17 protein-coding genes and 1 pseudogene are annotated in these 18,215 nt (G+C 72.5%); 13 read left to right on the top strand and 5 right to left on the bottom strand.

All coding sequences use genetic code 11. The features are described 5' to 3' along the window. Positions 1-432 precede the first annotated feature (432 nt). The 10 genes from BBK14_RS13640 to BBK14_RS13600 all read left to right on the top strand — a co-directional run bounded on the left by BBK14_RS13640 (position 433) and on the right by BBK14_RS13600 (position 11,941). Positions 433-1,860, top strand: a complete 1,428-nt coding sequence (locus BBK14_RS13640; protein ID WP_071062517.1) for a L,D-transpeptidase — start codon at positions 433-435, stop codon at positions 1,858-1,860. A 351-nt stretch (positions 1,861-2,211) separates the two neighbouring features. Then, the gene (locus BBK14_RS13635; RefSeq protein ID WP_241831466.1) at positions 2,212-3,267 is read left to right on the top strand and encodes a phosphatase PAP2 family protein; all 1,056 of its coding nucleotides are present in this window, start codon (positions 2,212-2,214) and stop codon (positions 3,265-3,267) included. A gap of 343 nt (positions 3,268-3,610) precedes the next feature. Next, on the top strand, positions 3,611-4,831 hold the full coding sequence (locus tag BBK14_RS13630; protein ID WP_071062515.1) for an OmpA family protein: 1,221 nt from the start codon (positions 3,611-3,613) through the stop codon (positions 4,829-4,831). 247 nt (positions 4,832-5,078) lie between these two features. Then, on the top strand, positions 5,079-5,480 hold the full coding sequence (locus BBK14_RS13625; RefSeq protein ID WP_071062513.1) for an encapsulin-associated ferritin-like protein: 402 nt from the start codon (positions 5,079-5,081) through the stop codon (positions 5,478-5,480). Then, a complete protein-coding gene (locus BBK14_RS13620) occupies positions 5,477-6,307 on the top strand; it encodes a family 1 encapsulin nanocompartment shell protein (protein ID WP_020459849.1) in 831 nt (276 codons plus the stop codon). The genes BBK14_RS13625 and BBK14_RS13620 overlap by 4 nt, the downstream gene beginning before the upstream one ends. Before the next feature lie 271 nt (positions 6,308-6,578). After that, positions 6,579-6,773 (top strand): (2Fe-2S)-binding protein, encoded by a 195-nt coding sequence (locus tag BBK14_RS35235; RefSeq protein WP_020459850.1) that lies wholly within the window; start codon positions 6,579-6,581, stop codon positions 6,771-6,773. Positions 6,774-6,977: 204 nt separating this feature from the next. Next, positions 6,978-7,451, top strand: a complete 474-nt coding sequence (gene bfr / locus BBK14_RS13615) for a bacterioferritin (RefSeq protein ID WP_071062512.1) — start codon at positions 6,978-6,980, stop codon at positions 7,449-7,451. A gap of 541 nt (positions 7,452-7,992) precedes the next feature. Next, the gene (locus BBK14_RS13610; protein ID WP_420849156.1) at positions 7,993-10,101 is read left to right on the top strand and encodes an MMPL family transporter; all 2,109 of its coding nucleotides are present in this window, start codon (positions 7,993-7,995) and stop codon (positions 10,099-10,101) included. Continuing rightward, positions 10,068-11,639 (top strand): DHA2 family efflux MFS transporter permease subunit, encoded by a 1,572-nt coding sequence (locus BBK14_RS13605; protein WP_071062510.1) that lies wholly within the window; start codon positions 10,068-10,070, stop codon positions 11,637-11,639. Before BBK14_RS13610 ends, BBK14_RS13605 begins: the two co-directional genes overlap by 34 nt. Before the next feature lie 56 nt (positions 11,640-11,695). Beyond that, entirely contained in the window at positions 11,696-11,941 is a 246-nt protein-coding gene (locus BBK14_RS13600) for a DUF2630 family protein (RefSeq protein ID WP_071062507.1), read from the top strand. A 12-nt stretch (positions 11,942-11,953) separates the two neighbouring features. On the opposite strand, the gene BBK14_RS13595 is transcribed toward BBK14_RS13600, so the two are convergent. Further along, positions 11,954-12,250 (bottom strand): hypothetical protein, encoded by a 297-nt coding sequence (locus BBK14_RS13595; RefSeq protein WP_071062505.1) that lies wholly within the window; start codon positions 12,248-12,250, stop codon positions 11,954-11,956. A 126-nt stretch (positions 12,251-12,376) separates the two neighbouring features. Continuing rightward, positions 12,377-13,930: an MFS transporter gene (locus BBK14_RS13590; protein WP_241831465.1), complete on the bottom strand. Its 1,554-nt coding sequence runs from the start codon at positions 13,928-13,930 to the stop codon at positions 12,377-12,379. Positions 13,931-14,038: 108 nt separating this feature from the next. Between BBK14_RS13590 and BBK14_RS13585 the strand changes: the two genes are divergently transcribed. Continuing rightward, positions 14,039-14,539, top strand: coding sequence for a winged helix-turn-helix transcriptional regulator (locus tag BBK14_RS13585; RefSeq protein WP_083390920.1), 501 nt, complete (start codon positions 14,039-14,041; stop codon positions 14,537-14,539). A gap of 133 nt (positions 14,540-14,672) precedes the next feature. Here BBK14_RS13585 and BBK14_RS41290 read toward each other — a convergent pair whose 3' ends face one another. Continuing rightward, positions 14,673-15,398, bottom strand: a complete 726-nt coding sequence (locus tag BBK14_RS41290) for an ATP-binding protein (RefSeq protein WP_338045460.1) — start codon at positions 15,396-15,398, stop codon at positions 14,673-14,675. 15 nt (positions 15,399-15,413) lie between these two features. Beyond that, positions 15,414-15,817 (bottom strand): annotated as a pseudogene (locus BBK14_RS42835) (winged helix-turn-helix domain-containing protein); the annotation flags it as partial. On the opposite strand from BBK14_RS42835, the gene BBK14_RS40010 reads away from it, so the two are divergent. After that, the gene (locus BBK14_RS40010) at positions 15,776-16,216 is read left to right on the top strand and encodes a hypothetical protein (protein ID WP_241831472.1); all 441 of its coding nucleotides are present in this window, start codon (positions 15,776-15,778) and stop codon (positions 16,214-16,216) included. The pseudogene BBK14_RS42835 and the gene BBK14_RS40010 sit on opposite strands and share 42 nt — an antisense overlap. 87 nt (positions 16,217-16,303) lie before the next feature. Here the strand turns inward: BBK14_RS40010 and BBK14_RS13570 are convergent, their stop codons facing one another. Next, positions 16,304-17,251, bottom strand: a complete 948-nt coding sequence (locus BBK14_RS13570; RefSeq protein WP_071062499.1) for a LysR family transcriptional regulator — start codon at positions 17,249-17,251, stop codon at positions 16,304-16,306. 199 nt (positions 17,252-17,450) lie between these two features. Between BBK14_RS13570 and BBK14_RS13565 the strand changes: the two genes are divergently transcribed. Further along, positions 17,451-18,149 carry an FMN-dependent NADH-azoreductase gene (locus BBK14_RS13565; RefSeq protein ID WP_241831464.1) on the top strand — a complete coding sequence of 233 codons (699 nt, stop codon included), beginning with the start codon at positions 17,451-17,453 and terminating at the stop codon, positions 18,147-18,149. Positions 18,150-18,215: the final 66 nt, after the last annotated feature.

Raw genomic sequence — 18,215 nt, 5'->3', positions numbered from 1 at the left:
CGCTGTCTGATTACCGACAATGTGGCGGTGAGGGGCTTCCGTGTCGGGCCCGGTGCAGCCTTGGCGCGCAACGTCGGATAAGAGTCGTGCGTCGGATCAACCGGCGTGGGAGGGGTTTATGGCAGCTAGCCGGAGAGTGTCGCTCTCCGCAGTCGAAGTATTGACGAAAAGTAGTTGTCCGGCGAGTGTGGTGGGGTTTTCCCGTGATCGACGGGACGTGGTTCTGGGCTGTGGGTACGGTCCGCTCGTGAGTGGTCGAGCGAGCGCACATTCTGCTTCCAAGACGTCGCTTTCCGTGGTGGCATCGCGTTTCGTCATCCCCGCACTCCGCGCGGTGTCCGCAGGTCACGGCGGCCCGCTGTCCGGCAAGCCACGAACCGGCGCGATGCGTTGCCCCGCCTCACCGGTTCGGTCTTCGGAAGTAGGCCACGCATGTCCCGCTCGATGATGAGCTTGATACGCGCGCCCCGAGGCGCCGTTCCGTCCGGTTCCGGTTCTGATCAGGATCGGGCCTCCGACCGGAGGTGCTCGCCCGCCACCCGCCGTCCGCTGGTCCGGCGCCGGTCGGAGGCCGTGCGGCCCGCCGGGATCATCCGGTCGCGGCTCGCCGCGGCCTCCGGCGTGCTCGCCGCGGCCGTGGTCCTGGCTTCCTGCTCCTCCGGGGGCGGCGGGGGCGCCGGCCCGGCCCAGAACGAGCCACCGCGCCCGGCCGTGCCGACCGTGACGGTGACCCCGGCCGACGGCGCTGCCGGCATCGCGCTCACCGAGTCGATCGTGGTGAAGAGCAACGCGCCGCTGGCGTCGGTGACCGTGGCCCGCGGCGCGAGCCCGACGGAGAAGACCGACCCCGGCACGCTGGAGGGGACCTTCTCCGCCGACCGCCGGACCTGGACGTCCGCGGGTGGGTTGTTCTCCGACACCCGCTACGACATCCAGGCGGCCACCGCGCCGGTCCAGGGGCTGGACGGCACCAGGAACATCACGTCGAGCTTCACCACCGGCGTCCCGGACAAGGCGTTCAAGGTGTCGTGGGAGCCGGTCGCCGGTCAGACCGTCGGGGTCGGCGCCCCGATCAGCCTGACCTTCAGCGCTCCGGTCAAGGACCGCGCGGCGGTGCAGAGCCGCCTGGCGGTGAACGCCGACCCGCCGGTCCTCGGCGCCTGGAACTGGATGTCGGACCGGATGGCCGTGTGGCGCCCGCAGCAGTACTGGGCGCCCGGGACGAAGGTGCACGTGGAGGCCAACCTCGCGGGCTTCGACTCCGGCACCGGCTGGATCGGGGTCAAGGACCGCTCGATGGACTTCGCGATCGGGGCCGCCCAGATCAGCAAGGTCGACGCGGCCACCCACGTGATGCAGGTGTTCCAGAACGACCAGCTCGTGCGGACCATGCCGATCAGCGGTGGCAAGCCCGGGTTCCTGACCATGGAGGGCCCGCACAACGTGCTGGGCAAGGCCCCGATGGTGATCATGGACTCGGCGACGGTCGGCGTGCCGAAGGGCCACCCGGAGTACTACTACGAAGAGGTGCAGTGGGCCGTCCACTACACCAGCGGTGGGCAGTACGTGCACTCCGCTCCGTGGTCAGTGGCGTCGCAGGGCCGGGCGAACGTCTCGCACGGGTGCGTGAACGCCTCCCCGGCGGACGCGCAGTGGTTCTACAACTTCAGTCAGTTCGGCGACATCATCGACATCAGCAACACCGGTCGCCCGGCGGATACCCGGCAGCTCGGCAATGAGTGGTCCGTCCCGTGGGACATCTGGAAGGCGGGCAGCGCGCTGCCCGTTGACCAGCCCGCGGCCAGCGGTGCGCTGGCGGGCGCTGCGCCCGGCGTGGGGCTGCCCGCCGGTCGGACCTGACCGGCAGCCGCTCCCGCACCGAGGGCGGGTGGCCACGGAGGAACGTCTCCGTGGCCACCCGCCCTCGTCGTTCGAGATCTGCCGTCCGTGATTGGCTGGACGGCGCAAGCTGGACGGGGTGACGATGGCGGACGGACCGGAAGTCGAGGCGTGGTGGATCGGACGAACCGGGACAGTCGTGCGGAACGGGAAGCTCCAACGGACCCGGACAGTCACGCGGCCCGCGTGGATGAAGCGGACCGTGCCGGCCTGCCGGAGGAGAACGATCTGACGATTCCGAGCGACGGGGCGGCTCGGAGTGGCGGGGCCGCTACCGCCGGCGGGGTGGCGCGGRGCGACGGGACGGATCGGATGGACCGGGGGGAGCGGGTGGACCGGGAACGTCGCGCGGAGGCGCCGGCGGGTCTGCCGACGCCTCCGGGGACAGGCCGGTTCCGCAACCCGGCGACCGGCCTGCCCAGGCTGTGGGTCGAGGCCGTCGTCCTGGTGGGGCTCTACTACGTCTACACGGCCACCCGTGGCGTGGCGGGCTCGTCGGTCGGCGCCGCGACCGACATGGGCTGGGACATCCTCCGCCTGCAGCAGCACCTGCACATCGACATCGAGCTCAGCCTCAACCGGTGGCTGCAGAGCATCCCGCCGCTGGCGGTCGCCTCCTGCTACTACTACTCGACCCTGCACTTCGTCGTCACGCCGGCGCTGCTGGTCTGGATGTACCGTCGCCACCCCGGCCGCTACATCCGGGCCCGGTGGGCCCTGGTCTTCACCACCCTGATCTCGCTGTGCGGCTTCTTCCTGTTCCCCACCGCCCCGCCCCGGCTTCTGCCCGGCACCTCGTATGTCGACACGATGTCGCACTTCGAGGGCTGGGGCTGGTGGAGCGGCGGCGCCAGCGCCGCTCCGAACGGCCTCGAGGGGCTGGCCAACCAGTACGCGGCCATGCCCTCGCTGCACTGCGCGTGGGCGCTGTGGTGCGGCTTCATGCTGGCCCGTTTCGCCCGCACACCCCTCGTTCGAGTGATCGGCTGTCTCTATCCCGCTGCGACCGTGTTCGTCGTGATGGCAACCTCGAACCACTACATCCTGGACGCCGTCGCCGGCTGGGCGGTGCTCGGCGTGAGCACGCTGCTCTCGCTGGCCATCACCGCCCGCGGCCGACGCCGGCCGGCTGAGGCTCCGCCGACTCCCGCTCCGGCCACCGCCGCGGTGCACCGGCCTGCCGCGGTGCATCTGCCCGCCGTGGCGAAGACGGCGACGGTCGACGTGGCGACCGCCGACAGGGCCGCCGCCGACAGGGCCGCCGCCGACAGGGCCGCCGCCGACAGGGCCGCCGCCGACAGGGCCGCCGGGACCAAGGTGGCCGGGCGCCCGGGCCTGGAGCCTGACGTGGGCCAGGCCTCGGGCTGACCGGGAGCCTGGCTCAAGGCTGGTGGCTGGGGGCCGGTGGCCCGCCGGGCCGCCGGGCCGCCGGTAGACCCTGCGGGCGGGTGGCGTTCCGTGGCCGTCCGATCGGTAGTTTTTTCGCCACCTTCCCCCGGTGCGTTCCCGATGTCGGGGATGTGCGAAAGTTGCTTTGCGCTGCGATGATCCGCGTCGCCGGCCGGGTTGCCGGGCGTCTGGCCGGGTCGGCGCCGCGCCCCGGGCGGGCTCCTCGTGATCCTGCTCGGCACGGCTACAGATCATCCCGCACGACAGTCCCGTCCGACAGGCCTGTTCCACCATCCCGTTCGACATCGAGCACGGAGCATCCATGTCCTCGCCCGCGGTGGCGTTCCCGCGGCGCCCCCGTCTGGTGGCGTTCGCCGTCTCGTTGATCATCGCCTGGCTGCTGCTCGGGCTGGGGGCGCTCTGGCTGCGGCGCGGGCCGATCGAGAATGACCTGACCGGCCGGGCGGCGGACGCCGTCCGCTCCGCGGGCGCCACCCAGGTGCGGGTCAGCGCCGAGGGCCGGGAGATCGTGCTGCACGGCCGCTTCGACAGCGCCGAGGACGCCCGCCGGGCGGCGGCGGCGGCCGCCGTCTCGGGCAGCAGCTCCGTCCGGCTGGCCGCGGACGCCGTCATCGCCTCGGAGCCGGCGCAGCCCCTCGTGGTCGGGATGGAGCAGCGCGCCGGCCGGGCGCCGGCCGGGGTGGTGCTGAGTGCGACCGTGCCGGACAGTGCGACCCGGGCCGCCCTGCTGGGCGCGGCGGCGGACGCCGCCGGCGGCGTCGTCTCCGCGACGGTCACGGTCGACCCGCGGGTCGCGACGCCGGCCGTGGAGGCGTTCGGTGACGTGGCGAGGGCGTTGGGCACCGGGCCGGGCGTCCGCTCGGTGACGATCGACGGCTCGTCGGTCGTGCTGTGGGGGAGCGCCCCCGACGACGCGGCACGGGCGTCGATCGGGGCGGCGGTCCTGGCCGCGGCCCGGCAGTCGATCCCTGGCGCGTCCCTGGAGAACCGGCTTGCCGTCGGCTCGGGCGCCACCGTGGCCCTCGACCCGGCGACGGGCGAGATCCTCCGGCCGGCCGCGCCAACGCCGGCCACCGTGCCGGCACCGTCCGCTGTGCCAGCGCCCGCACCGGCGCCCGGCACGACCGGTGGCGCCGGGTGGGCCGCCGCTGGCAGCGCGGACAGCACCCGGGCGGCGCTGCGGGCGGCGCTCGACGGCACTGCCCTCACCTTCCCGGTGGGTGACACCGTCCTCGGCGCCTCGACGCGCTCCGGTCTGGACAAGGTGGCCCGCGCGTTGCTGCCCGGTGACCTGACGGTGATCGTCGGCGGGCACACCGACAGCACCGGTCCGCGGGCCCTCAACCAGGCGCTCTCGATCGACCGGGCCCGCGTCGCGCGCGAGTACCTGGTGATGCGGGGGGTTCCCGCGGAGCGGATCCGTGCGGCCGGCTTCGGCCCGGATCAGCCGATCGCGGACAACGCGAGCACGTCCGGCCGCGCGGCGAACCGCCGGGTCGACGTGACACCGGTCGCCGACTGACTCCTCCGAGCACCGAGCACCGAACACCGAGGACGTCCGAGCCCGCGTCTGGCGAACGTCCGCAACCGTTGTCCACCGGAGGTCCGGTAGGTGTCCAGCGGAGGTCCTGCGAGCGTCCGCCGGGGCTCCGGCGAGCGCCCGGTGACGAACAAAGTTGGACGTATCGCCTCATATCGGGACGTCGACTGTTCGTGAACCGATGCCGTCCCGGCGGGTTGGTGGGCCCGGGCGTGGTAGGTAGTGCCGTATGGGCGACTCAAGTATGGGGCTACACGAGCCGGCGGACGCGCTCACGCCCGGCGTCGTCGATCGCCACCGGGCGATCACGTCGCTGATGGAAGAGCTGGAAGCGGTCGACTGGTACGACCAACGGGTGCAGGCGGCCACGGATCCGGAGCTGGCCGCGGTGCTGGCGCACAACCGGGACGAGGAGAAGGAACACGCGGCGATGACGCTGGAGTGGCTGCGTCGCCGCGACCCCGTCCTCGATTCGCAGCTGCGCACGTATCTGTTCACCTCGGTCCCGGTCACGGAGGTCGAGGAAGAGGCGATGAGCGACGAGGGACCCGACGGCGACGCGGCCGCGCGCGCCACGGAGCCGGCGGACGGCTCGCTGGGGATCGGTAGCCTGAAAGGTGTGAGCGAGTGAACCATCTTCTGCGTGGGCATGCGCCCCTGAGCGAGGAAGCCTGGAAGGCCGTCGACGAGGAGGCCCGTTCCCGCCTCACGACCAACCTCGCCGCCCGCAAGCTCATCGACTTCGCCGGACCGCACGGGTGGGCGTACTCGGCCACGCCGATCGGCCGGGTGACGGCGCTGCAGGCGCCGCCGGGGGAGGGCGTGCGTGCCCGGCTGCGCCGGGTCCTGCCCGTGATGGAGCTGCGGGCGGCGTTCTCCATCGACCGCGGCGAGCTGGACGCGATCGACCGCGGCGCGGACGACATCGACCTGTCGGCGCTGGAGGAGGCGGCCCGCCGGGTCGCCACGACCGAGAACTCCGTCGTCTTCCACGGCTACGCCGAGGCGGGGATCATCGGCATCACCGAGGCGTCGTCCCACCCGGTGCTTGAGCTGGGGGCCGACACCGACAGCTACCCGCGCACGGTCGCCAAGGCGGTCGCCCTGCTGCGCCGGGCGGGTATCGGTGGGCCGTACGGGCTGGCCATCGACCCGGACGGCTACACCGCGATCCTGGAGGCCACCGAGCACGGCGGCTATCTGCTGCTCAACCATCTCAAGCAGATCCTMGACGGCCCTGTGGTGCGGGCTCCGGGGGTGCGCGGCGCGGTGGTGCTGAGCCAGCGGGGCGGTGACTTCATCCTCGAGTCGGGCCAGGACCTCTCCGTCGGCTACTCCTCGCACACCGCCGAGGAGGTCGAGCTGTACCTGGAGCAGAGCTTCAGCTTCCGGGTCACCGAGCCCGACGCGGCGGTCGCGCTGGTGTCGAGCACTGACCGTCCGGCCAGCCAGGCCTGAGTCGCCAGGCCTCGACGGTGGCCGCTGGTTGTGCGCAGCGTTCGCGTGATGGCGAATCGCGTGCCCGGCGGTCACTGTCGGTCCCGGTTGCTAGCGGTAGGTGTGTGAAGTAGGTAAGGCTCTCTTGCGTCCGGTGCCCGTTCCGTGGCACTCTATCGATAAGGGAAGCCTTAGCTAAGCCTGATCCTTGGTGCGACGGAGTTTCCCGGAACGGCGAAGAAACGTTTGCCGGCGGCTCCGACGCCGGCCAGTCCGGGCGTGGTGAGGTGCGGTGCTGGTCTGCTCATGCTTTGCTGTCTCCGACCGGACGCTACGGAGCGTCATCGCGTCGGGCGCCTATGACGCTGACGAGATCGGTGCGAGGTGCGACGCCGGCACGGGATGCGGCGGATGTCTCGAGGAGATCGACGAGCTGCTCGACGAGGCGATGCCGCGTCGGCGGTGTCCGGTTGCCAGATCAGCCTAGTGACCCACCGGGGCCTCCTGGGACGTGATCTCGGTGGCCCGGAGTGGATCTCCGCCACCGGCCGCAGGGCCTCCCGCACCACTCGCGAGCTTGCGTCGCGGAGTGGTCGGGTTCGTCTGCCGCGCCGGTGACGACATCGCTGCCGGACGTCGGCCGAGTCGTTCCGGGGGCGGCTCCGGGCGACCCTCGCGGAGGTAACCGGCGGTGCGTGGCGACGAACAGATCGTCGAGAGCCTGAACGCTGTTCTGACGAACGAGCTGACCGCGATCAACCAGTACTTTCTGCATTCGAGAATGCAGCGTAACTGGGGATATCGGTACATATCCGAGCATTACTACCACGAGTCGATCGATGAGATGAAGCATGCGGACAAGATCATCCACCGCGTGCTCTACCTGGGCGGACTGCCCAATCTCCAGCGGCTGCACACGCTGCGTATTGGTGAGACCGTGCCCGAGCAGCTGGGGCTCGACCGCACCCACGAGACGAACGCGGTCGACACGCTGCGCGAGGCGATCGTGCTGAGCCGCACGAAGAACGACATCGGCTCGGCCGTGCTCCTGGAAGAGATCCTCACCTCCGAAGAGGAGCACATCGACTGGCTCGACTCCCAGCTTGAGCTCATTTCCCAGCTCGGCGCGACCGAGTACCTCTCCCAGCAGATCCGCGAGGACTGAGCCGGGCCGGACGGTGACGGACAGGAGGCGGGGCGCGGCATACGGCCGATGAACGGTACGCCACAATGCCCCGGACCACACCTGTGTGCGTCCGTGGGGGCGGCCGCGCAGGTAGGCCACCTGCATCGAGGACGGCGAGATGAGCGACAAGGGTGGAGCCCAGCCGACGGAGACCGACGAGTATCACGCCGTGCCCGGCCCCCGGGACGACGACCACTCGGGTGGCACGGCGGCCTCCGAGCCGGCCGCGCCCGCCGAGGGGTCGGCCGACAAGGCCGCGGCCGACACCGCGGCGCCCGACAGCACGGCGCCCGATGCGGCCGGTCCCGCCGCGGTGAGCGCGGCGGACAAGCCCACGCCGCCCGAACCCACGCCGGCCACCCCTGCGGCGTCCACGCCCGTGCCGGCGTCGGATCTGCCGGCCGGGGCCGTCGCGGCGGTGGCCACCGTCGACGGAACCGGCGGTGGCGGTGGCCGCGCGCGGCGGCCGCGGATTCTCTACCTGTTCGCGGGCCTGGCGGTGCTCTGGCTGCTGCTGGGCATGTTCGGCGGCCAGTACCAGGCCAAGCTCGCCGAGGTGCAGAAGAACGACAACGCCGCGTTCCTGCCCGGGTCGGCCGAGTCGACCCGGGTGGCGGACGAGTCGGAGAAGTTCCGGTCCGTCCAGACGCTGCCGGGATTCATCGTCTACCAGCGCGAGAGCGGCCTGACCGCCGCCGACAAGGCCAAGATCGCCGCGGACGCCGAGGCGTTCCGCGCCGTCCCGGGCGTCGACCCGGACCAGTCCGCCGATCCCCAGTTCTCCACCGACGGTACCGCCGCCAACGTCTCCGTCCCGCTCGTCGGCAAGAAGGGCGACGTCGAGGTCACCGGCGACGAGCTGGTCGACGTCGAGAACGCGGTCGTCGACATCGCGAAGAAGGACGTCCCCGACGGCCTGACCGTGCACAGCGCGGGGCCTGGTGGCCTGCTGGTGGCGTTCATCGAGGCGTTCGAGGGCATCGACGGCGTGTTGCTGCTCGCCGCCGGCCTGGTCGTGATCGTGATCCTGCTTGTGGTCTACCGGAGTCCGGTGCTGTGGTTCTTCCCGCTCTTCAGCTCGGTGCTGGCCCTCGGGGTCTCGGTCCTGATCATCTACCCGCTGGCCAAGCATGACGTGCTCACGCTCAACGGGCAGAGCCAGGGCATCCTGTTCGTCCTGGTGATCGGCGCCGGCACCGACTACGCGCTGCTGCTGGTCAGCCGGTACCGAGAAGAGCTGCACACCCACGCCAGCCGAGTGGAGGCGATGATCACCGCGTGGCGCGGTGCGGCGCCGGCCATCGCGGCGTCGGCCGTCACGGTCGTGCTCGGCCTGCTGTGCCTGTACCTGGGCGAGCTGAACTCGAACAAGAGCCTCGGCCCGGTCACCGCGATCGGCATCGCCTGCACCGCGCTGGTGATGTTGACCTTCCTGCCGGTGTTCCTGGTGCTGTGCGGCCGGTGGGTGTTCTGGCCGCGCATCCCCCACTTCGACCAGCAGGCCGACCTGGCCAGCCACGGCGTGTGGGCGCGCTTCGCCGGCGGGCTGGTGCGCCGGCCGCGGATGGCCTGGGTCTCCACCGCGATCGTCCTGCTGGCCTGCGCCGGCGCGATGACGACGCTCAAGGTCGACGGCCTGTCGACGACCGACAGCTTCACCAACGACCCCGACGCGATCCTCGGCCAGGAGATCTTCGACGCGCACTTCAGCCAGGGCGCCGGCGCGCCGGCGGTGATCATCGCCAACGTCGACCGCAAGGACGAGGTCATCGCCGCCGCCGAGAAGGTCCCGGGGGTGTCCACCGACCCCGGGGCGGTGTGCGTCCAGATCGACTACGCCAAGGTGGCCCGCGCGATCGCCACAGGCAGCCCGCAGCTGCGGCCCGGGGCGGACGGCTGCCTGCCCGCCAGCCTCCAGGTCTCCGAGGTCGACGGGCGGATCGCCGTCGAGGCGACGATCACCCACCGTTACGACACGCCCGAGGCCTACGACACGGTCAAGGCGCTACGGGCCGCGCTGCACCCGATCGCGGGCGCCGACGCCCTGGTCGGCGGGCAGTCGGCGATCAACTACGACACCCAGCAGGCGTCCGCGCACGACCGGAACCTGATCGTCCCGATCGTGCTGGTCGTCATCCTGATCGTGCTCGGGGTGCTGCTGCGGGCGCTCGTCGCGCCGCTGCTGCTGATCGCCACCGTGGTGCTGTCGTTCGCTGCCACGCTCGGCGTGAGCGCGCTGGTGTTCAACCACGTCTTCGGCTTCGCCAACGCCGACCCGGGCTTCCCGCTGTTCGCCTTCGTGTTCCTGGTCGCCCTCGGCATCGACTACAACATCTTCCTGATGACCCGGGTGCGGGAGGAGACCCTCGAGCATGGAACACGGTCCGGCATCGTCCGCGGGCTGTCCGTCACCGGCGGCGTGATCACCTCGGCGGGGGTCGTGCTGGCGGCGACCTTCGCCGTCCTCGGGGTGCTGCCGCTGGTCTTCCTCGCCGAGGTCGGGTTCGCGGTGGCCTTCGGCGTCCTCATGGACACGATCGTCGTCCGCTCCATCCTGGTGCCGGCGCTCAGCTACGACATCGGGAAGAAGATCTGGTGGCCGTCGAAGCTGGCGAAGTCGGCCGACTGACCCTCGCCGGCCGCCAGGGACGCTGGGTCGTCGCGGCGGCGGTGCTGGGCTCCGCACTGGCGTCGATCGACGCGACCGTCGTCGGCATCGCCCTGCCGGCGCTCGGGCGCGCGTTCGACGCCGACCTTGCCGCCCTGCAGTGGGTGGTCAACGGCTACGCGCTGGCGCTCGCCGGGCTGCTGCTCGTCGGCGGCTCGCTCGGCGACCGCTACGGGCGGCGGCGGGTCTTCGTGGTCGGCGTGGTCTGGTTCGCGCTGATGTCCCTGGTGTGTGGGCTGGCACCGAACGTGGAGATCCTCGTCGCCGCCCGGGCGCTGCAGGGCGTCGGCGCGGCCCTGCTCACCCCGGCCAGCCTGGCGATCCTGCAGGCGTCGTTCGACGAGGCCGACCGAGGCCGGGCGATCGGCGCGTGGACGGGGCTCGGCGGGGTGGCCACGGCCGCCGGACCCTTCCTCGGCGGCTGGCTCATCGAGGCGTTCTCCTGGCGGCTGATCTTCCTGATCAACCTGCCACTGGCCGCGGTCGTGGCCGTGGTCGCGGTGCGCCACGTCCCCGAGAGCCACAACCCCGACGTCCGCGGGCGGCCCGACCTGCTCGGCGGCGCCCTGGTGACCGCCGGTCTGGTCGGCGTCGTGTTCGCGCTCATCGACGGCCCGGCCAGCGGCTGGACGTCCGCCCCGGTGCTGGTCGGGCTGGTCGGCGGGGTCGCGCTGCTGGCCGGGTTCGTCGCCCGCGAACACCGGGCGGCCGACCCGGTGGTCCCGCTGGAGATGTTCGCCTCCCGGCAGTTCACAGCCGCGAACGCCGTCACCTTCCTGCAGTACGCGGCGCTGGGCGGGGCGCTGTTCCTGCTGCCGATTCAGCTCCAGCAGGTCAGCGGCTTCAGCCCGCTCGCCGCCGGGACGGCGCTGCTGCCCGTCACCGTGATGATGCTGCTGTTCTCCGCGCGGGCCGGCGCGCTGGCCACCCGGATCGGGCCGCGGCTGCCGATGACGGTCGGCCCCGTCGTCGCCGGCGCCGGCCTGCTGCTGGTCACCCGGGCCGGCCCGGACGCCTTCTACCTCACGGACGTCCTGCCCGGCGCCGTCGTGCTGGGCCTCGGGCTCGCCACCTGCGTGGCCCCGTTGACGTCCACCACGCTCGCCGCGGTGCCGGCGCATCATGCCGGGGCGGCGTCGGCGGTGAACAACGACGTCGCGCGCACCGGCGGCCTGGTCGCCGTCGCCGTGCTGCCCGCCCTCGCCGGGCTGGGTGGCACCGCCTACCTCGACCCGGCCCTGTTCGACCGCGGGTTCCGCCGGGCGATGGTCATCTCGGCGCTGGTGTGCGCGGCCGGCGGCCTGGTCGCCGCGCTTGGCATCCGCAACCCGCGCCGGCCGGCCACCGAGCTGCCGGCGGCGGAGCGGGCGTCCGCGCGGATCGGGCGGCAGGCGGGGGAGCGGGTCTGTTGCCCACTGGACGCACCCGGCCTGCGTGCCACACCGGGCCCGGGGTCCCCCGCGGGCCCGCCCGCCGTCCCGGGCGGGCCCGCCGGCTGACCTCGGAGCTGACCTCGGAGTGGAATGCCGGCCGGCCCCGTGGTTGGCTCAGACCAATGGACGACACGAAGATCTTCGAGCGCATCGACTCCCTGGTGGCGGAGGAGCACGAGCTGCGCCAGCGGCGCACCCAGGGCCAGATCGACGCGGACGCCGAGTCCGACCGCCTGGCCGAGCTGGAGCAGACCCTCGACCAGTGCTGGGACCTGCTGCGCCGGCGCCGGGCGGCCCGCGCGGCCGGCGAGGATCCGGAGGAGGCCCGCGCCGGCTCGGGCAACCAGGTGGAGGGCTACCTCCAGTAGGCGGCCCGGCGGTCAGCCGTCCCTTCCGGAACGCCCGCCCCGGTCGTCTCCGGGCTGGTCGTCGGTCCCGTGACCGTGGCCGTCTCTGGACCGGCCCCCGCTGTGGTCGTCTCCGGAGCGGCTGCCGCCGGGGTTGTCGTCGGCGGGCCGGTCGAGAGTCGTTCGGTCGTCCGCGCCTGCGGCGAGCGCCGTGCCGGTCGCCGCGGCCGCGGCCAGCACACCGACGCTGACCAGCACCGCGGCGCGGCGGGTCCGCAGGCGCTCCCGCACCTGCCGGGCGGACGAGCGGGGGTTGATCCTGCTGGCCATGTGAACCTCCTGTGTGCCGCACCGGACAGGCAGCCCGCCTGGTTACGGTGCCGTCCGTCGCGTTCGTCTGGCACTGAGGTTCGCGCCGATCACGCTAGGCCGCGCTTTCCGGACGCTAAGGGGCCGTTAAGGCACCCGGCTCCCCGCCGCACCGTTCGGGCGGAGGAAGGCGACGGCGAGGAGCAGTCCGGCGACCATCAGGATGGCGCCGCCGATCCAGGTGAGGTGGTAGCCGGCGGTGAGGGCCTCCGCCGGCCCGGCGCCGCCGTCCGCCGCGTTCCCGGTGCGCCACGCCGCCAGCGTGGTCAGAACCGCCAGCCCCAGCGCCCCGCCGACCTGCAACGTGGTGTTGGCCAGGCCGGAGGCGAGCCCGGCGTCGTTCGGCGGCACCCCGGTCATGCTGAGCTGGGTGAGCGCCGGCAGCGTCAGGCCGCCCCCGCACCCCAGGACGACCGCGACCGGCAGCACGTCCGTCGCGTAGGCCGCGTCCGGGGCCAGGCGGGACAGCAGCCACAGGCCGAGGCCGAGCAGGACGAGACCGGGCAGCAGCACCAGACCCGCGCCGAAGCGGTGGGCGAGCCGTCCCGAGAGCCCGAGCGAGAACGCGCCGATCGTCGCCGCGATGGGCAGGAACGCCAGGCCCGTCTCGGCCGGCCCGTAGCCGAGGACACGCTGCAGGAACAGCGCGAGCACGAACTGGAAGGCGAACAGCCCGCCGGCCATCAGCGTCTGGACGATGTTCGCGACGGTCAGCGGCCGGGAGGAGAACAGCCGTGGCGGCAGCAACGGGTGAGCCGCCGTCGCCTGGCGGGCGGCGAAGGCGGCCAGCAGGGCGAGGGCGAGTGCGCCGAGGCCGATGGTCCGGGCGGAGGCCCAGCCCGCGTCGGCGGTGCCGACGATCGTGTAGACGCCGAGCATGAGACCCGCGGTGACCAGCACCGCCCCGGGAGCGTCCGCGCCGGCGCGCAGGCCGAGACCGCGCTCGGCGGGCAGCACCCGCAGCGACAGCACGACCGCGACCGCGCCGATCGGCACGTTCACGAAGAAGATCCAGTGCCAGGTCAGCGTCTCGACGAGCAGGCCGCCGGCGAGCAGGCCGATCGACGCCCCGGCGGCGCCGACGAAGCTGAACACCCCGATCGCCCGCGCCTGCTCCCGGGGCTCGGGGAAGGCCACCACGATCATCCCGAGCACCACCGACGAGGACAGCGCCCCGCCCACGCCCTGCACGAACCGTGCGGCGATCAGCATGCCCGCGCCGGTCGCCAGCCCGCAGAGCAGCGAGGCCATGGTGAACAGCACCAGCCCGGCGACGAAGACCCGCCGGCGGCCGACGAGATCCCCCACCCGGCCGGCGAGCAGCAGCAGACCGCCGAAGGCGACCAGATAGGCGTTGACGACCCAGGCCAGACCGGACGTGGAGAAGCCCAGGTCGTCCTGGATGGTGGGCAGCGCCACGGTGACGATGGTGCCGTCCAGGATGACCATGAGCATCGACGCGCACAGCACGATCAGCGCGAGCAACCGGGAGCCGGCGGCAGGCAGGGCTCCCACGTCGGGATGCGGCGATGTCCGGCCGGCTGTGGCCGGACTCGCGTCCGCCCGGTCGGGAGCGTCTGACAGGTCCGGCACGGTCGGGTTCGTCGTCGTGCCCGCCGGTGATGACAGGGACTGGGACATGGACTCTCCTTGGGGCATTGTTTGTAACTGACGCCACGGGATGTTCCGGGGATCATGTTCTGTGACCATGCTGCGGGAGCGGCCGGACCAGCGGAAGAAGGCACTTTCATGTCCCAGCGGCACACGGATGTGACCGTGGAACGGCCACCGGCGGCCCACCCCCTGTCAGCGCGGCCACTGGCAGCGCAGCCGCCGTCGGCGCAGCCGTCGCCGGCCGAGGCCTGCGGCGAGTTCGCCCCGGCGCTTGTCGAGGCGTGCCCGATCATGGAGGTCCTCGACCAGGTCAGTGGCAAGTGGAGCATCGGCATCCTGGTCGCGGCCGCCCACGGTCCGGTTCGCTTCACCGAGCTGGAACGCACCGTCAACGGCATCAGCCGGCGGATGCTGACCCTCACCCTGCGTCGGCTCGAACGCGACGGCCTGCTCGTCCGGAAGGTCTACCCGACCGTCCCGCCGAAGGTGGAGTACACGGCGACGAGCGCCGCCCGCGAGCTGTTCGGCCCGCTGACCGCCCTCACCGAGTGGGCGGAACGTCACCGGACGACCATCGCCCAGGCCCGCCATGTCTACGACCTGGAGAACGCAGAGAAGGGGTCGGCCGCAGGCTGAGACGGCATCTTCCCTGGTAGATGGCCCCGACCGCACTCCGAGTCCCGCTTTCCGACCTGCGGCAGGCCACCTTCGTCTCATCGCGGCGATGATCGGTATCGAGACGATGGTCAGCTGAGCGCCGGCCGCGCGATCACGGCCGCAGGGCCCGCCCACGACCTGGCGGGCCCGCGCCCGCGTTCGAGGAGGCCGGTGTCGGCGGCTCGAGCACCAGGGTGATCGCCGCGCCGCCGGCGGGGCCGTCTGCGGTTTTGAGTCGGCCGCCGCTGGTCTTGGCGGCGCGGCGGGCGATGTCGAGGCCGAGGCCGGTCGAGTCCGCCCGGGATTCGCCGCGGCGCGCGGCGCCGTCTGGCAGCCCCGGCCCGTGGTCGGCGACGGTGAGATCCACGCCGCCGTCCGGGCGCCGGCGGAGCGTCACGGCGAACGCGGTCCCGTCCGGGGTGTGCGCGAAGACGTTGCCCAGCAGGGCGTCCACGGCGGCGGTGAGCGTATCGGCGTCCATGCGGACCGGTGCCGGCAGGTCGGTCACGTCGACGGACAGCGGGCGCCCGGTGTCCTCGGCGAGCACCGACCAGAACGCGACCCGTTCCCGCACCACCCGCGCCGCGTCACAGCTGGCCACTTCGGCCTTGCCGCCGGCCTGCGCGGCGCCGTCCGGACCGGGGCCGCCGCCGGCGATCTCGTTGCGGCGGGCCTGCTGGATGAGGGCCGTGACCGCGTTCTCGAGGCCGTCGACGGCCGCGGTGACCCGGGCCGCCTCCGGTGGGTCCGTGAGTGCCTCGGCCTCCAGCCGCAGCGCGGTCAGCGGCGTACGCAGGCGGTGGGACAGGTCCGCGACGTGCTCACGCTCGTCCCGCAGCAGTTCCTGGATGCGCCCGGCCAGGTGGTTGAGCGCGTGCGCGACCTCGCGCAGCTCGGGCGGCCCGGCCGGCGTGGCGCGGGCGGACAGCTGCGCTCCGGCAAGCCGGTGCGACACCTCGGCGAGCTCCATGATCGGCGCGACAAGGGAGCGGGCCAGCCGGTCCGCGACCGCCAGCGGTGCCGGTGGGGCGCTCAGGCGGATCCCGACGCCGCGGACGGTGTGCAGGTAGCGCGGCTCCTGCGCCGTCTCACCGAGCTTGCGGCGCAGCCAGGAGAGGTGGACGTCCACCGTCTTGTCCGCGCCGCCGTAGGCACCCGCCACACCTCGGTCAGCAGGCTGCGTTTGCTCACCACCTCGTCGGCGTGGACGGCCAGGTGATGCAGCAGGTCGAACTCCCGCGGCGTCAGGTCCAGCACCTCACCGGCCAGGACGGCCCGCCGCGCCCGCGGGTCGACCCGCAGCTCGCCGACCGTCACCGCCGGATCGGTGCCGGCCGCCCCGTCGCCGCCGCGGCCACACTCGCCGCCGTGGGCTGGTTGGTCGCGGCCGTCGCGGCGACGCTGACCGGCCTCGCCGCGATCAGCGTGATCGGCGACGGCATCACCGACCCGTCCGGCGAGGTGATCAGCGAGGCGCGGCTCGCCCGGGACCTCGCCACCGCGGCCCCCTTGTCCTCGTCGCCCGCCACGTGGGTCGCCGGCGGCGGGGGTGCGCCCCGCGCGCTCGGCTTGGCCGGGGAGCTCGAAGTGAAGGTCGAATGCGGGGGCGGCCAGCCTGCCGCGACCTGGAAGCGGGACGACCACCACAGCGACTGAGATCATCGTCCGGCGGTGTCGTGCGCCCGGGGCAGAGATCTGAACGTCGCCCCGGATCTTCGGGCCGCGTTGTTCTCCTGCAACCCATCAGATGCGATCTCCCGCCACGGCCACGCCGCTGGCGCCCACCGGCCCCGGCTGTTCGGGAATCTGGGCCCGGACCTCGTCGACCAAGGCCTCGATGGCCGGGGCCGTGGAGACTCCCCGGCGTACCACGATCGCGATGTGCCGGTGCAGCTGCTGGTCGGCGAGGGGGAGTCGGGCGACCGGGAACTCGGGCCTGGACGGTACGAGGTCCGGCAGCAGGCTCACCGCCCACCCCGGAGCGACCAGGCCCAGGGCCGCCTGCAGGTCGTCGATCTCCGCGGCCGCGTCCGCTTCGAAGCCGGCGACGTGGCAGGCGTGCAGGGTCAGCTGGCCGAATGCCGAGGCCGGCTGAAGGACCCAGCGTTCCCCGGCGAACTCGGCGAGATGCCGAGGGCCTGTACCGGCCAGCGGGTGGTCGGCCGCGACGGCGACCCGGATCGGATCGGATCCGAGCGGGATCTCCAGCAGGCCGGGGAGCCGGGGCTCGGGCACCTGGTCGTACCGGAACGCCAGGACCAGATCGAGTCGCCCGAGGCGGACGGCCCGCCGGCCTTCCCCGGCCGCCACGCCCTGCAACGTGATCCGCAGGCTCGGGTACCGCCGCTGCACCCGGACGAGTGCCCGAGCGAGCAACGGCGGGCCGTGGTTCAGCGAGACTCCGATGCGCAGGGCACCGCTGGGCGTGCCCGCCGTCTTCCCGATCTCCGTCTCGGCCGCTTCCAGCTCGGCGAGGACGGTCTCCGTGCGGGCGACCAGCACCCGGGCGGCCTGGGTGAGCGCGACGCTGCGGTTGGTCCGCTCCAGCAGTGGGGTCCCGACCTCACGTTCCAGCGCGGTGATCTGCTGGGAGACCGCGGACCGACTGTAGGACAGGTTCCGCGCGGCGGCGGCGATGGAGCCGTGAGCGTCGATCTCGCGCAGGAGCATCAGTTTGCGCAGGTCGAGCATGCGTCACTCCCACTGACGGTCAGCGTCATCAATCGTCACGGCAGATTACGCCTGGGAACGGTTCGGGCATGGGTTTGATGGGACGGCGGGCCGGCACGCAGGAAGGCCGCTCCGTGTGCTGCTCCGTGTGCCGCTTCGTGTATGGACCGACATCCGGGCATCCCGCCGCCGATCGGCATTCCACTCCCTGGAGAACTTCGTGTCCCCGGAGAACTTCGTGAGTCATCTACTCCACCTCGACGCCAGCGCGCGACCGGGATCGGTCTCCCGTCGGCTCTCCGCCGCCTTCGCCGAGGTCTGGCAGGAGAACAACCCCACGGGCCGACGCACCTACCGCGATCTCGCGGCACAACCGCTCGCGCACGTGGACTCCGCCCAGATCGAGATCATGACCCGCATGGAGGCGACCGGCGTACGTGAGCTGGTCGCCGCGCGGACCGCGGCGACCACGGAGGCCGAGCGGGCGAGCTGGGCTGTCACCTGGCCTCTGGTCGAGGAACTGGCCGCCGCGGACACTGTGTTGATCGGTCTGCCGATGTACAACTTCTCGGTGCCGTCGAGCTTCAAGGCGTGGTTCGACCGGGTGGCGATCCCGCCGCTCATCGTCGACCACGCGACCAACCAGGGACCGTTGAGTGGCACCCGGGTCGTGGTCGTCACCGCGCGTGGCGGTGCCTACGGGCCGGGTACGCCCCGCGCCGGCTCCGACTTCCAGGAGCCGTACCTGAGGGCGGCGTTCGGCATGCTCGGTCTCGCCGACGACCTCACCTTCGTCCACGCCGAGTTGACCAAGTCGGAGCTCGTCCCACGGCTGGCCGGTTTTCGACAGAAGGCCGCCGACTCCCTCGCCGTGGCGCTGGACACGGTCGCCAAGGCCGCCACGGCCCAGCCGAGGTGATGGGCGAGGAGGATTCTTGACTGCTGTCAAGAATCCTGTTCAGACACGGTGGGTACGGACTGCGGA

Origin of the sequence: Parafrankia soli (assembly GCF_001854695.1) — a bacterium.
Taxonomy (GTDB): Bacteria; Actinomycetota; Actinomycetes; order Frankiales; family Frankiaceae; genus Parafrankia; species Parafrankia soli.
Note: the sequence above shows the minus strand (reverse complement) of the source record. Positions and strands in the feature narration are given on the sequence as shown.

Coding starts and splice junctions, on each gene's coding strand:
- BBK14_RS13640 (WP_071062517.1), top strand. CDS start 433: ATGTCCCGCTCGATGATGAGCTTGATACGCGCGCCCCGAGGCGCCGTT.
- BBK14_RS13635 (WP_241831466.1), top strand. CDS start 2,212: ATGGACCGGGGGGAGCGGGTGGACCGGGAACGTCGCGCGGAGGCGCCG.
- BBK14_RS13630 (WP_071062515.1), top strand. CDS start 3,611: ATGTCCTCGCCCGCGGTGGCGTTCCCGCGGCGCCCCCGTCTGGTGGCG.
- BBK14_RS13625 (WP_071062513.1), top strand. CDS start 5,079: ATGGGCGACTCAAGTATGGGGCTACACGAGCCGGCGGACGCGCTCACG.
- BBK14_RS13610 (WP_420849156.1), top strand. CDS start 7,993: ATGTTCGGCGGCCAGTACCAGGCCAAGCTCGCCGAGGTGCAGAAGAAC.
- BBK14_RS13600 (WP_071062507.1), top strand. CDS start 11,696: ATGGACGACACGAAGATCTTCGAGCGCATCGACTCCCTGGTGGCGGAG.
- BBK14_RS13595 (WP_071062505.1), bottom strand. CDS start 12,250: ATGGCCAGCAGGATCAACCCCCGCTCGTCCGCCCGGCAGGTGCGGGAG.
- BBK14_RS13590 (WP_241831465.1), bottom strand. CDS start 13,930: ATGTCCCAGTCCCTGTCATCACCGGCGGGCACGACGACGAACCCGACC.
- BBK14_RS13585 (WP_083390920.1), top strand. CDS start 14,039: ATGTCCCAGCGGCACACGGATGTGACCGTGGAACGGCCACCGGCGGCC.
- BBK14_RS13570 (WP_071062499.1), bottom strand. CDS start 17,251: ATGCTCGACCTGCGCAAACTGATGCTCCTGCGCGAGATCGACGCTCAC.